This window comes from Microvirga guangxiensis (genome assembly GCF_900102135.1).
Lineage (GTDB): Bacteria > Pseudomonadota > Alphaproteobacteria > Rhizobiales > Beijerinckiaceae > Microvirga > Microvirga guangxiensis.
Genome location: NZ_FMVJ01000006.1, coordinates 356,593 through 369,147 on the forward strand (window position 1 = coordinate 356,593; position 12,555 = coordinate 369,147).

Sequence of the window (12,555 nt, forward strand, 5' to 3'; positions counted from 1 at the left end):
GACGCTATGCAGATGGCTCCGTATGGTCAACCTTAGACTTGGCGTCAAGGCGTTACCATATAGGCTAGATGGCCTATATTCCTACCAACGGATGAGCGCACTGCCCCAAGTGAAGCCGCCGCCGATCGCCTCGATCATAACGAGATCGCCATCCTTGATGCGCCCATCCTTGCGGGCAACGTCGAGTGCGAGCGGGATCGAAGCAGCCGAAGTGTTGCCGTGCCTGTCCACCGTAATCACCACCTTCTCGGGCGCGATGCCGAGCTTGTCGGCGCTGGCGGTGATGATGCGCTTGTTGGCCTGATGGGGCACGAACCACTTCAGCTCTTCCGGTGTCGTGCCGCTGGCCGTGAAAGCGTCCTTCACCACGTCGGTGACCATGCCGACGGCGAACTTGAAGACTTCCTTGCCCTCCATCTTCAAGACGCCGGTCGTCTTCGTGGAGCCAGGACCGCCGTCGACGTAGAGCTTGTCCCGATAACGTCCATCCGAGCGCAGCTGCGAGGTCAAAACGCCCCGGTCCGTCGGCGCCCCCTCGCCTTCCTGGGCCTCGAGCACCAGCGCGCCGGCGCCGTCGCCGAAGAGTACGCAGGTGGTGCGGTCGTTCCAGTCGAGAATGCGTGAGAAGGTCTCTGCCCCGATCACCAGGGCCCGCTTGTGCGAGCCGGACTGGAGGAACTTGTCGGCGGTCGCGACCGCATAGACGAAGCCGGTGCAGACCGCCTGCAGGTCGAAAGCCGCGCCGTGGGTGATGCCCAGGCCGTTCTGGATCATCGTGGCGGTCGATGGAAAGGTGTGATCCGGCGTCGAGGTGGCGCAGACGACGAGGTCGATGTCCTGCGCCGTCAATCCCGCATCGGTGAGGGCCGCCTCGGCAGCCTTTATGCCGAGGACCGAGGTGGTCTCGTCCTCGTCCGCGATGTAGCGCTGTTCAATCCCGGTCCGCTGGACGATCCACTCGTGAGTGGTATCGACCATCTTTTCCAGGTCCTGATTGGTCAACTTGCGCCTCGGCAGATAGGACCCGACGCCGCGCACAACGGAACGAATACGTTTCAAGGTAATGCTTTCCTCAGGCCGAGTGCCCGACGGGATCATGCTCCAACATGCCCCGGATCGTGTTCATCAGTTCAAAATGCGCCATGTCGTAGGCCACGTCGATGGCGCTCGCGAAACCCAGATCGTCCGTGCCGCCGTGGCTCTTCACCACCACGCCTTCGAGGCCCAGGAAAACGCCGCCATTGACCTTGCGCGGGTCCATCTTGTCCTTGAGAGCGTTAAAAGCCTGTTTCGCGAACAGATAGCCGATCTTGGCCATGAGGGTACGGCTCATGGCGGAGCGCAGATATTGGCCGATCTGCTTGGCAGTTCCTTCAGCAGTCTTGAGCGCGATATTCCCCGTAAAGCCCTCGGTGACCACTACGTCGACGGTTCCCTTGCCGATGTCGTCGCCTTCCACGAAGCCATGATACTGCAAATAAGGAGCATTCATCTCCCTGAGAATACGGCCGGCTTCCTTAACCGCCTCGATTCCCTTGATTTCTTCAGTGCCGACATTGAGCAGACCCACTGTCGGACGCTCCAGATCGAACACGATGCGAGCCATTGCGGCGCCCATGATGGCCATGTCAACCAGGTGCCCCGCATCCGCGCCGATGGTCGCGCCCACGTCGAGCACGATGCTCTCGCTCCGCATGGTGGGCCACATGGCCGCAATCGCGGGGCGCTCGATATGCGCCATCGTCTTCAGGCAAATCTTGGCGGTCGCCATGAGGGCGCCCGTATTGCCGGCGGACACGCAGGCATCCGCCTCCCCGTCACGCACGGCCTGAACGGCCTTCCACATGGAGGACTTCCCACGGCCCATGCGGATCGCCTGGCTCGGCTTCTCGTCCATGGAGATGGAGATTTCAGTATGGTGAAGCTCGGTCGCCGCCTTCAGCTTGGGGTGAGCATTCAGAAGGGGCGCGATGACCGCATCGTTGCCGAACATGAGAAAGCGGATATCGGGATGTCTCTCGAGGGCCAGGGCCGCGCCCGGGATCACGATCGATGGGCCATGGTCCCCTCCCATCGCATCGAGCGAAATACGCACTGGCTTCGACATAACCGTTTTTTCTTTCTTTCGGCGTGAACAGGGGGCGGAAAATACCGGTTTGCGGGTGTATCGCAACCGAATTCTATAGCCCTCCCCCTGGCGGCAGGCGGGAGCGCATGGCTGCATTGAGCCGTGGTTTTCCCTAGTTTCGAGGCTACTTGTCCGCCTTGAGCTTGTTCAGGGCGGCGAAGGGCGAATCCTTCTCGTCGCTCGGATCCCGATAATCGAAATCGACGCCGGGTTTGCGCGGATAGGGGTCGAGCCCGAGGGCCAGGAACTCAGCCGTGAGCGCGCCAAGATCGATCTGCCCGTTAATGATCTCGTCCGGCGGCTCATACTCGTTGATATCGGTAGGAGGCTCGGCGGGCATACCCGACGGCTCGGCGAAATCCACCTCAACGTCCTCCTCGATGTCGGAATCGAACGAATCGAGGGTGACGACGCAGACCTGCGTGATGGAAGCCTTGACCACGCCCGTCACATGGATGCCCTTGGCGGTGCTGGTGAGCTGGTAGTCGGCCGAGAGAGCCTGGATGCCTGGAAGCCCGAAATCCTTCGCCAGGGCGTCGCGTTCCTCGGCACTCACCACCACGTGAACCTCCTGCCCCCGAGGCGGAATGTTCATGACATCCACGAGGCGGGACAAGGGACCTACGGATTCAGGAGTCATCGGCTTCTCTCCTCTGTGAAGGCCTCGGGCGACGGGAAAGCCGGCCCGGCTTCAAGTAATGTGTCGAGCGTGACGGTCTTAAGACCCTTGTCGGCTGCCAAGGCATAACGCGCAAGCGCCGTGGCAGGTGCATCGCCACCTAGGGCATTCCGGCCCAGAGCTTCAGCGAGCCCAGCTTCGTTTCCGCCATTCAAGGCAGGGTCATAGGCCTGAGCCCGCCCATAGAAAGACGCAGCAACCTTCTTCATGCGCTTAGGCACGACCGTGTCGCCCACGCCCATTTCTCGTAAGGAGGCGTCCATATCCCTGAAGAAGGCATCCGTCAGGTCTTTGGCGACATCGTCTGCGGGAGGCGGAAGCTCCCGAAGAGCCCTCAAGGACAGGACCATATGGAGCGAAAGGGACTCGAAACGTCCCTCGAGGGTATCCGGGATACCAAGTGCCGCATAAAGACCCGGATTCCGGGATGCCGTGGCGATTCTCTCGTAGAGAGTTGCAATGGCCACGCGCCGGGGATCTTTGCGGAAGAGACTGAATATCACAGACTTTCCCCTTCCAAGCTTGTCAAAACTGAAACCTCGGGTTACGCCATCACGATCCACAGGCGCAAGCTCATCCGCGCCGCATTCCTGGAAGAACCGTACGATGCGTCGATATCATACCCTTTTGGTACGCTTGGCCACTGCGACTTTCCTGGCCACCTCCGTTGCCGCCTGCACCATGGGCGAGGAGTTTGCCCGCGGATACCAGCTGGACGAGAATGCCGTAGCTCAGGTGAAGAAGGGCATGAGCGCCGAACAGGTGCTCCAGACTCTCGGCACTCCCTCGACGGTGTCCACCGTCGGCAACAGGAACTGGTACTACATCAGCCAGCGCTCCCGCCGCACCCTTCAGTTCATGGGCGAGCAGGTGGTGGATCAACGCGTCACCGCTGTCTATTTCGACAAGAACCTTCGCGTCGAGCGCGTGGGCCTCTACGGCATTCAGGATGGTCAGGTGTTCGACTTCATCAGCCGCAAGACCCCGTCCGGCGGCGAAGAGACGAGCTTCCTCGGTCAGATCTTCAAGGGCTCGAACAACTTCAATCCGTTCGGCAGCTGAGGCCACCGACCTAAAGGATGCTTCCAAAAGACGTACTCATAGCGGCCCTTGAAGCGATAATAGCTCAAGGGCCATTTCCTAATGGGGACTGGATTCTTTCATCCTCAAAATTGCAAATAGCAACTGTGGACGGCGATCTTACCTTCGCCATTTCTCTACAGTCGAGTTCACATAATCGTAGTGGCTGTGATGTGACCTGCTCGCCTTATTGGCGCATCCGTTCAAAGCATTGGGAAAGCTGGGTTCGAAAGGCAAAGCCAAGTTGGCGAAAAGGTCCGGGCTCCTCCCCGTTCCTCGGTGATTACGTGCGTAATTTCGATGCAATAGGTCCAGGACTTGGATTGCAAACCTGGACGTTTCCAGGAAGCGGTCCCAACCAACCCAGCATTCTAGCTGTCACAAATGATCTCTCCCATAATGTTTGGCCCATCTTTCAAGCAGCGCCTCAGCAAGAAGCGCTCGCAAATCTAGTTGCCAAAACTTATGCGCTTCATGTCAAGCCTATGATGTGGGGAGAATACTTCGTTGCGATTGGGAGACCCGATCTGGCGCACTACATCCTTCAAAGTTTCCTAGCCCTTTCGCCATCACTGGCCGCATTGTTCTCATTGTTCAAGGCAGAACTCCGCGCTGGCCGCCCGCTCCCTAACAATCTTAATTCGCAAGCATTTCAGAAAGCGCATGAGTTGGGCTTGGTTGAGATCTGACCTCTGCCCAACGATTTCCTTTCTCATCAAGACAAGAACAAAAAACCTCGCAGCGTGAGCTGCGAGGTCGGTGCGTTGTAGCTTCCGAAGGCGTTACGAGTGCGCCAGGATCGCAAGCAACATCAATGCGATGATATTGGTGATCTTGATTGCCGGGTTCACGGCTGGGCCAGCCGTGTCCTTATAGGGATCGCCGACGGTATCGCCCGTGACAGACGCCTTGTGCGCCTCTGAGCCCTTATGATGCGTCGTACCGGAAGCGTCCGTGAAGCCATCCTCGAAGGATTTCTTCGCGTTGTCCCAGGCGCCGCCGCCCGAGGTCATGGAGATGGCGACGAAGAGTCCCGTTACGATCACGCCCAGCAGCATTGCGCCCACGGCTGAGAAGGCCTGCGACTTACCGGCAACCCACAGGATCACGAAATAGGTCACGATGGGTGCCAGCACCGGCAGGAGCGAGGGGATGACCATCTCCTTGATCGCGGCGCGGGTAAGCATGTCCACCGCGCGGCCGTAATCGGGACGCTCGGTGCCCTGCATGATGCCCGGCTTCTCGCGGAACTGACGGCGAACCTCTTCGACAACCGCACCTGCTGCGCGGCCCACCGCCGTCATGGCGATGCCGCCGAACAGGAATGGAATGAGGCCGCCGAACAGAAGTCCCACCACCACGTAGGGGTTGGTAAGCGAGAAATCCGGGTTCACGCCTTGGAAGTACGGGTATTGCTCCGCATTCCGTGTGAAGAAGGCCAGATCCGACGTATAGGCAGCGAAGAGCACGAGAGCGCCAAGCCCTGCGGAGCCGATGGCATAGCCTTTCGTGACGGCCTTCGTAGTGTTTCCCACCGCATCGAGCGCATCGGTCGACTTGCGCACTTCCTTCGGAAGTCCCGCCATCTCCGCGATGCCACCTGCGTTGTCGGTCACCGGGCCGAAAGCATCAAGCGCCACGATCATGCCGGCGAGAGCCAGCATTGCCGTCACCGCGATGGCGATGCCGAACAGACCTGCAAGCGTGTAGGCGATGATGATGCCTGCGATGATCACGATGGTCGGAAGAGCCGTCGATTCCAGCGATACCGCAAGGCCCTGGATCACGTTGGTGCCATGGCCGGTCACGGAGGACTGGGCAATGGAGCGGACGGGCCGGAAGCCGACGCCCGTGTAGTACTCCGTGATCACGACGATGAAGGCCGTAACCGCAAGGCCGATGATCGCGCACCAGAACAGATCCTGGCCTGTGAATTCGGCTCCTGCGACCTGCCCGAAACCGATCATCTGCCATGTGACGAGGCCAATGGCGATGGCGGAAAGAATGCCGGTCGCAATGAGGCCCTTGTAGAGCGCGCCCATGATGGATTCGTTCTGACCGAGCTTCACGAAGAACGTGCCGATGATCGAGGTGACGATGCAGGCCGCGCCGATGGCGAGCGGGTACATGAGCATCGAGTCGAGGATGTTCTGTCCCGCGAAGAAGATCGCTGCCAGCACCATGGTGGCGACGACCGTCACCGCATAGGTCTCGAACAGGTCGGCAGCCATGCCGGCGCAGTCGCCGACATTGTCGCCCACGTTGTCGGCGATGGTGGCGGGATTGCGCGGATCGTCTTCGGGAATGCCTGCCTCGACCTTGCCCACGAGATCGCCGCCGACGTCCGCACCCTTGGTGAAGATGCCGCCGCCGAGACGGGCGAAGATCGAAATCAGTGAAGCGCCGAAGCCCAGGGCCACAAGGCTATCGATCACCACGCGATCGGCAGGATTGAGGCCACCGATGCGGGTGAGATAGCCATAGTAGAGCGCCACGCCCAAGAGCGCGAGGCCTGCCACCAGCATGCCCGTAACGGCGCCGGCCTTGAAGGCCACGTCGAGACCGCCGCCGAGGGATTGCGTGGCGGCCTGTGCGGTGCGGACATTGGCACGAACCGAAACGTTCATGCCGATAAAGCCTGCCACACCCGACAGAATCGCGCCGATAGCGAAGCCGATGCCGACCCGAATACCGAGGAAGTAGGTGATGATGGCAAACAGCACCACGCCGACAACGGCGATGGTCGTGTACTGCCTGCGGAGATAGGCTTTAGCGCCTTCGGCGATTGCGCCTGCGATCTCTTGCATGCGCTGCGAACCGGCGTCCCGCTTCATCACATCGCTGATGGCCCAGAAGCCATACGCAATCGAGAGAAGCCCGCCCAAAATAATAAGGGTGAGTGCCATCATGCCATCCTTGTTATGGGAAAGCAGAAAGCCGCTTCTCAAGGCCCGAATTTTGGCCTCGAACGGCCTCCACCCCCAGCGAAGTTTATATTTGGTGGCAAAAAAGAAGGCGCTTCGCAACGATACTTGGCAATTAAATCACAGGAAGCCTGTAAGACTTTATGCTGGTACCGCTGCTCGAACCCTATACTGCCAAGCCAGCAGAAGTAGAGCGATGACAACCGGTGGGAAGACCATCCAGTTGACAGTCTCCCATCCGCCCGAGTTCAGCAGTTTGCCGGATGAGAAGGAGGCGGCCGCCACCGAGCCGAAGACCAGGAAGTCGTTGGCCGCCTGGACTTTCGTGCGCTCCTCCGGGCGGTAGCAATCGGTCACCATGGCCGTCGCGCCGATGAAGCCGAAGTTCCAGCCGATCCCCAATACGATCAGGGTGGCCCAGAAATGAGCGACGGCGATGCCCGACAGCCCGATGGCGGCAGAGACGGCGATAAGAACGAGTCCCGCAGCCGTCACCCGCTCCTTGCCGAAGCGGACGATCAGGCGTCCTGTGAAGAAGCTGGGGCCGAACATGGCCAGGATGTGCCATTGAATGCCCAGAGCCGCCGACTCGATGGGGAGACCGCACCCGACCATGGCGATGGGCGCGGCGGTCATAAGGAAGCTCATGAGCGCATAGGATACGAGCCCAGCAACCGCCGCGACAATGAAACGAGGCTGCCGGACGATCTCGCTCAAGGGCCGTCCACCCGCGCCGGCTTTCGGTGTCGCGCTCACCGGTGCGGGCCGCAGGAAGGAGACGACTACCATTGAGAGCAGCGCCAGCGCCGCCTGCCCGAGGAAAGCCCCGGAGAAAGGCGCGGTTGCAACGGCGTCCCGCAGCCAGATGACGGTTTGCGGTCCGATCACGCCGGCTACGAGACCGCCGGTCATGACCCAGGAAATCGCCCGCGGCTTGAACGCCTCCGAGGCCGTATCGGTCGCAGCAAACCGGTAGCTCTGGTTGAACGAGCCGTACATGCCGATGATGAGAGTGCCGAGGCAGAACAGCATAAAGCTGAAGGAGGCAATGCCGAAGGCCGCCAGGCACCCGCCGAGAAGACCGATTCCGCCTCCCACGATATAGCCGATGCGTCGCCCTGCCCTTCGCATGAGAATGGCAGCCGGGATGGTGCCGAGCGCCAGACCCAGGTTGAGCAGGCTGACGGGCAGCGTCGCGAGCTCCTTGTTCTCGGCGAGGTTCATCCCCACGAGGCCGCCGAGAGACACGACGATGGCGGGACTCGATCCGCCGAGCGCCATGGCAATAGCCAGGACGATGGCGTTGCGCTTCGCGAGAGCATCAGAAATGGGAGAAGGAGCCTGCATTGTAGCGTCTTTCAGAGTTCTTCATCCGAAAGACCGGGGTTTCACGCCCTTGAACGACTCGGCCTATGGCGGACATCATGACGCCCACGCTATCGGCCTCTTTCAGGAAGCTGTCGAGTTTCTTTTCAGGCACGGTGCAGAGAATCTCATAATCGTCGCCACCCGTCAGGGCGAGATCGAAGAGGCTTGGGTCGGCCTTGATCGCCTCCCGCGCAGCCGGGGAAAGCGGCACACTCTCCGCCTCGATATCAGCTGAGACGCCGCTCACGCGCATCATCTTCGCAAGATCGCCCGCAAGCCCGTCGGAAACGTCCATGGCCGCATGGGCATGATCCCTGACGATGCGCGCGAGCCGATGCCGCGGCTGCGGATGAAGGTAGCGATCGGCCAGATGGGCTTTCGCCTCGCGAGACAGACTTTCGCTCCAGGCGGGATCCTTACGGAGTCTCAGCCCCAGTGCCGCATCGCCGATGGTGCCGCTCACGCAGATCACGTCACCGATTTCAGCGTTCGTGCGCCGAACGATACGCCCCATGGGCACTTGCCCGATGGCGGTCACCGAGAGAGTGAGAGCGCCCATTGCCTTCACCGTATCGCCGCCGAGCAGCGGACAGACGAAATCGCGCGAGGCCTCTCCGAGCCCCTCGGCAAACTGCGCAAGCCACTCCTCCGTCCAGCCTTCAGGAAGAGCCAGGCTCAAGAGGAAACCTGCCGGCTCCGCGCCCTTCGCGGCGAGATCCGACACGTTTACGCCCAGAGCCTTTCGGGCGATGGAAGCTGGGGAATCCTCGGGAAGAAAGTGGACCGACTCGACCAACGCATCGGTCGTGAGCACGAGATCGTGCCCGGGCTCCGGAGAGAAAGAGGCGGCGTCGTCCTTCAGGCCAAGCGCACCCTCACCCGCCAGCGGCGCGAAGAAGCGAGCGATAAGCTCGCTTTCAGTGAGGCGATGGGAACTCATGGCCTGACGATCCCTGCCATCGGGACCTAGCGCTTTGACTGCCCGGCAGCCTTCTTTTCCAGCTCGCCTGGACGCACATCGCGGGCGAGCGTGTCGAGAACGGCGTTCACGAGGCCAGGCTCGTCCTCGCCATAGAAGCTGTGCGTCACATCCACGTATTCGGTGATGACGACGCGGGCGGGCACGTCCTTGCGGAACATCAGCTCGTAGCCGCCGGCGCGAAGGATGGCGCGCAGCACAGCCTCCACGCGGCGCAGGGGCCAACCCTCATCGAGAGCCTTGTCGATCTTCATGTCGATGGCGCGCTGGTTCTGCACCACGCCGGAGATCACATTGCGGAAAAACTCCACATCGGACGGCTTGAACTCGATGCCTTCGACCTCTCGGCCAATCCAGAAGGCTTCGAACTCCGCCAAAGCATCCACGACGGTCTTGCCGGAAAGATCCATCTGATAGAGGGCCTGGACGGCAGCAAGGCGAGCGGCGGAACGCTCAGCAGGCTTCGTCATGATCAGGCCTCCAGCTTGTTCTTGATGCGCAGGACGGCAAGTGCCGCTTCAACCGCACCACCGCCCTTATTCAATTCATTCACGCTCGCCCGGGTCCAGGCCTGCTGCTCATTCTCTACGGTCAGGATGCCGTTGGCGAGCGGGATCTTGCGGGCAACCGAGAGATCCATCAGCGCGCGGGCGCTCTCGCCGGCCACGATGTCATAATGTCCCGTCTCGCCACGGATCACGCAGCCCAGCGCCACGACGGCGTCATAGGGCTTGCCTGCTTTCTCGGCCGCATCAAGGGCAATGGCGACGGTGGACGGAATTTCGAGAGCGCCATCCAGGGTCAACACCTCCATGGAGGCCTGGGCGGCCTCGACAGCGCCTTGGGCTCCTCGCAGCAGTTCATTGGCGATGTCGTCATAGAACCGCGCCTCGACGATGAGAATGCGGGCGCCGGGAACCGGAGGGCGGGGGGCTTGGGGGGTGGCGGAATGCGAGACCATGGGAAACCCTTCGAAGATCGATCATGAGCCCCCACCCACATCCTGGAAGGCGCGAAGCGCCGTCTCGAAGGAGCATCCAGAGCGCGCTGGAACCTCCTTCGAGACGGGCCTGCGGCCCTCCTCAGGATGAGGACGGAGCCTGGACAAAGCGGGATGTTGGCCGTTCCCCTACCCCGCCCGGCGGGCGTCTGCAAGGCGTGCTGCGTAGCGAGCCATGAGATCGACCTCGATATTGAGCCTGTCGCCCTCCTTGCGCTCCCCCCAGGTGGTGACGGTGAGCGTGTGAGGGATGATGAGCACGGTGAAGTGATCGCCATCGACCGTGTTCACGGTCAGCGACGTGCCGTCAAGGCAGACGGAGCCCTTCTCGGCGATGAAGCCGGAAAGGTGGGAAGGTGCCTTAATTGTAAAGCGTGCGGTCGGGCCCCAGGGGTTGTCACCCGCCGTAATCTCCTCGACCTTCACGATGGTGGCGAGCCCGTCCACATGGCCGGTCACGATATGCCCGCCAAGCTCGTCGCCGATCTTGAGCGAACGCTCCAGGTTGATCTTCGTGCCTGCCTTCCATTCGCCGACCGTGGTGCGGTCCAGCGTCTCGGCCGCTGCATCCACATCGAACCAGCAGCCGCCTTCACGTTCTCCAACCGCCACGACCGTGAGGCACGGCCCACCGCAGGCGATGGAAGCGCCGAGGGCGATCGTTGTGGGATCGTAGGACGCATTGATGCGCAGACGTTTCAGGGTGCCCTGTGCGCCTTCCGCCGAGACGACCTCGCCGACATCGGTGACGATACCCGTAAACATCAGGGCTTCTCCCAGAACATGAAAAGATCAGGACCGACCTGCTCGTCGGCATAAAGATTGAGTTCGTCCATCCGGTCCTGCAGCGCGAGGCCGAGCGCAGGCACATCGCCCTGCCCACGCGCGGAGCGCCCGGTGACGAGGATCAGCTCGTCGATGAGATCGGCTTGAGCCAGCGAATCCGCCAGACCGGGGCCACCTTCGCAGAAAACCCGCGTCAGCCCGCGCGTGCCGAGAAGCTGCAGGGCTTCCTGCAAGGACACACGACCCGCCTCGTCGACAGACACCCGGAGAACCTCGACACCCCGGGCGACGAGAGCATGCTCTGCCTCAATGGGCGCGCCGACGCTCGTGACGATCCAGGTCGGAATGTCTTGCGCGCCTGTCACAATGCGAGCGTTGAGAGGCGTTCGCAAATGGGTGTCGATGACAATGCGGATCGGCGAACGGTTTTCGAGCCCCGGCAAACGCACGTTCAAAAGCGGATCGTCGGCCAACACGGTGCCGACGCCGACCATGATCGCATCGGCATGGGCGCGCATCAGATGCACTTTGGCATTGGCAATCTCGCCCGTGATCATCAGGCGCGGTCCCTGCCTGGAACCGGCGAGCCCTTCCGTGGTACGCGCAAGTTTAACGGTGATCGCAGGGCGGCCCTTGGTGACGCGCGTGATGTGTCCGCGATGAGCGCGTCTCGCCAAAGGCTTCAAGCAACCGGGCACGACTTCGATTCCAGCCGCACGCAGGCGCTCATGGCCGAGACCGGCGACACGCTTGTCCGGGTCTTCGATAGCCGAGACGACCCGTGCGACACCTGCCTCCACCACTGCGTCCGCGCAAGGCGGCGTCCTGCCATGATGAGAGCACGGCTCCAACGAGACATAGAGCGTAGCGCCTTTGGCGCGCGCTCCGGCTGCGGCGAGCGCAACGCGCTCCGCATGCGGACGGCCGCTTGGCTGGGTGGCGCCCTGTGCGAGGATGACGGGAGCATCACCGCTCTCGTCCACGACAACGGAACCCACGGACGGATTGGGCCACGTCAGCCCGAGATTGCGCTCGCCCAGGGCAATGGCGAGGCGCATGAAGCGCTCGTCCCGCTGTGTTCGGTCGGCGCTCATTGCTCTGACTGCGCGGGCTTCTTCTTCAGGCGCGGAGGCTCATCGGGCTCCGGCTCTTCAGCCAGCTTGCCAAGAATCTCCTCGAAGTCCTTGGCCTCGCGGAAGTTCTTGTAGACCGATGCGAAGCGCACATAGGCGACATCGTCGAGACCTTTCAGGCCTTCCATGACGAGTTCGCCCACGGTTTCACTCGGCACATCGCCCTCGCCCATGCTCTCGAGCTGGCGCACGATGCCGTTGATCATGCGCTCCACGCGCTCAGGATCGACCGAACGCTTGCGCAGGGCCACATCCACCGATTGCTGGAGCTTGTCGCGGTCAAAGGGCACGCGCCGTCCCGACCGCTTCACCACCGTCAGCTCGCGCAGCTGCACGCGCTCGAACGTCGTGAAGCGACCGCCGCAATCCGGGCAGATGCGGCGGCGGCGGATGGACGAGGAATCGTCCGTGGGCCGGGAGTCCTTCACCTGGGTGTCGAGACTCCCGCAATAGGGACAGCGCATCGGTGAGTCCGAAG

At 61.7% G+C, this 12,555-nt stretch carries 14 protein-coding genes; 2 read left to right on the plus strand and 12 right to left on the minus strand.

All coding sequences use genetic code 11. The features are described 5' to 3' along the window. Positions 1-81: 81 nt before the first annotated feature. From BLP10_RS12660 to BLP10_RS12675, 4 genes are all read right to left on the minus strand, one after another. On the minus strand, positions 82-1,059 hold the full coding sequence (locus tag BLP10_RS12660; RefSeq protein ID WP_091135100.1) for a beta-ketoacyl-ACP synthase III: 978 nt from the start codon (positions 1,057-1,059) through the stop codon (positions 82-84). Positions 1,060-1,072: 13 nt separating this feature from the next. Continuing rightward, entirely contained in the window at positions 1,073-2,107 is a 1,035-nt protein-coding gene (gene plsX, locus BLP10_RS12665; RefSeq protein WP_091134931.1) for a phosphate acyltransferase PlsX, read from the minus strand. 145 nt (positions 2,108-2,252) lie between these two features. Next, positions 2,253-2,768, minus strand: a complete 516-nt coding sequence (locus BLP10_RS12670; RefSeq protein WP_091134933.1) for a YceD family protein — start codon at positions 2,766-2,768, stop codon at positions 2,253-2,255. Continuing rightward, on the minus strand, positions 2,765-3,310 hold the full coding sequence (locus BLP10_RS12675) for a ubiquinol-cytochrome C chaperone family protein (protein ID WP_091134935.1): 546 nt from the start codon (positions 3,308-3,310) through the stop codon (positions 2,765-2,767). The genes BLP10_RS12670 and BLP10_RS12675 overlap by 4 nt, the downstream gene beginning before the upstream one ends. A 103-nt stretch (positions 3,311-3,413) precedes the next feature. Here BLP10_RS12675 and BLP10_RS12680 point away from each other — a divergent pair, with 103 nt between their 5' ends. Both BLP10_RS12680 and BLP10_RS22855 read left to right on the plus strand, forming a co-directional pair. Beyond that, on the plus strand, positions 3,414-3,869 hold the full coding sequence (locus BLP10_RS12680; protein ID WP_091134938.1) for an outer membrane protein assembly factor BamE: 456 nt from the start codon (positions 3,414-3,416) through the stop codon (positions 3,867-3,869). A 17-nt stretch (positions 3,870-3,886) separates the two neighbouring features. Beyond that, complete coding sequence (locus BLP10_RS22855; RefSeq protein ID WP_139165494.1) at positions 3,887-4,576, plus strand: hypothetical protein; 690 nt, start codon at positions 3,887-3,889, stop codon at positions 4,574-4,576. A gap of 93 nt (positions 4,577-4,669) precedes the next feature. Here the strand turns inward: BLP10_RS22855 and BLP10_RS12690 are convergent, their stop codons facing one another. The 8 genes from BLP10_RS12690 to nrdR all read right to left on the minus strand — a co-directional run bounded on the left by BLP10_RS12690 (position 4,670) and on the right by nrdR (position 12,541). Next, positions 4,670-6,796 carry a sodium-translocating pyrophosphatase gene (locus tag BLP10_RS12690; protein WP_091135101.1) on the minus strand — a complete coding sequence of 709 codons (2,127 nt, stop codon included), beginning with the start codon at positions 6,794-6,796 and terminating at the stop codon, positions 4,670-4,672. A 156-nt stretch (positions 6,797-6,952) separates the two neighbouring features. Continuing rightward, positions 6,953-8,158 (minus strand): MFS transporter, encoded by a 1,206-nt coding sequence (locus BLP10_RS12695; protein WP_091134942.1) that lies wholly within the window; start codon positions 8,156-8,158, stop codon positions 6,953-6,955. Then, positions 8,133-9,119, minus strand: coding sequence for a thiamine-phosphate kinase (thiL, locus tag BLP10_RS12700; protein WP_091134944.1), 987 nt, complete (start codon positions 9,117-9,119; stop codon positions 8,133-8,135). Before thiL ends, BLP10_RS12695 begins: the two co-directional genes overlap by 26 nt. A 26-nt stretch (positions 9,120-9,145) precedes the next feature. Further along, positions 9,146-9,628, minus strand: coding sequence for a transcription antitermination factor NusB (gene nusB, locus BLP10_RS12705; RefSeq protein WP_091134946.1), 483 nt, complete (start codon positions 9,626-9,628; stop codon positions 9,146-9,148). Positions 9,629-9,630: 2 nt separating this feature from the next. Next, complete coding sequence (gene ribH, locus BLP10_RS12710) at positions 9,631-10,119, minus strand: 6,7-dimethyl-8-ribityllumazine synthase (RefSeq protein WP_091134948.1); 489 nt, start codon at positions 10,117-10,119, stop codon at positions 9,631-9,633. A 168-nt stretch (positions 10,120-10,287) separates the two neighbouring features. Beyond that, positions 10,288-10,923 (minus strand): riboflavin synthase, encoded by a 636-nt coding sequence (locus tag BLP10_RS12715; protein WP_091134950.1) that lies wholly within the window; start codon positions 10,921-10,923, stop codon positions 10,288-10,290. Beyond that, positions 10,923-12,038, minus strand: coding sequence for a bifunctional diaminohydroxyphosphoribosylaminopyrimidine deaminase/5-amino-6-(5-phosphoribosylamino)uracil reductase RibD (gene ribD / locus BLP10_RS12720; RefSeq protein WP_244510506.1), 1,116 nt, complete (start codon positions 12,036-12,038; stop codon positions 10,923-10,925). The genes BLP10_RS12715 and ribD overlap by 1 nt, the downstream gene beginning before the upstream one ends. Continuing rightward, a complete protein-coding gene (gene nrdR / locus BLP10_RS12725; protein ID WP_091134952.1) occupies positions 12,035-12,541 on the minus strand; it encodes a transcriptional regulator NrdR in 507 nt (168 codons plus the stop codon). The genes ribD and nrdR overlap by 4 nt, the downstream gene beginning before the upstream one ends. Positions 12,542-12,555 lie beyond the last annotated feature (14 nt).

What these genes read in the sequence shown, in the direction of transcription:
- nusB (WP_091134946.1), bottom strand. Translation starts at nt 9,628, where the DNA reads ATGACGAAGCCTGCTGAGCGTTCCGCCGCTCGCCTTGCTGCCGTCCAG.
- plsX (WP_091134931.1), bottom strand. Translation starts at nt 2,107, where the DNA reads ATGTCGAAGCCAGTGCGTATTTCGCTCGATGCGATGGGAGGGGACCAT.
- ribH (WP_091134948.1), bottom strand. Translation starts at nt 10,119, where the DNA reads ATGGTCTCGCATTCCGCCACCCCCCAAGCCCCCCGCCCTCCGGTTCCC.
- BLP10_RS12680 (WP_091134938.1), top strand. Translation starts at nt 3,414, where the DNA reads ATGCGTCGATATCATACCCTTTTGGTACGCTTGGCCACTGCGACTTTC.
- thiL (WP_091134944.1), bottom strand. Translation starts at nt 9,119, where the DNA reads ATGAGTTCCCATCGCCTCACTGAAAGCGAGCTTATCGCTCGCTTCTTC.
- BLP10_RS22855 (WP_139165494.1), top strand. Translation starts at nt 3,887, where the DNA reads ATGCTTCCAAAAGACGTACTCATAGCGGCCCTTGAAGCGATAATAGCT.
- nrdR (WP_091134952.1), bottom strand. Translation starts at nt 12,541, where the DNA reads ATGCGCTGTCCCTATTGCGGGAGTCTCGACACCCAGGTGAAGGACTCC.
- BLP10_RS12690 (WP_091135101.1), bottom strand. Translation starts at nt 6,796, where the DNA reads ATGATGGCACTCACCCTTATTATTTTGGGCGGGCTTCTCTCGATTGCG.
- BLP10_RS12695 (WP_091134942.1), bottom strand. Translation starts at nt 8,158, where the DNA reads ATGCAGGCTCCTTCTCCCATTTCTGATGCTCTCGCGAAGCGCAACGCC.
- BLP10_RS12670 (WP_091134933.1), bottom strand. Translation starts at nt 2,768, where the DNA reads ATGACTCCTGAATCCGTAGGTCCCTTGTCCCGCCTCGTGGATGTCATG.
- ribD (WP_244510506.1), bottom strand. Translation starts at nt 12,038, where the DNA reads ATGAGCGCCGACCGAACACAGCGGGACGAGCGCTTCATGCGCCTCGCC.
- BLP10_RS12715 (WP_091134950.1), bottom strand. Translation starts at nt 10,923, where the DNA reads ATGTTTACGGGTATCGTCACCGATGTCGGCGAGGTCGTCTCGGCGGAA.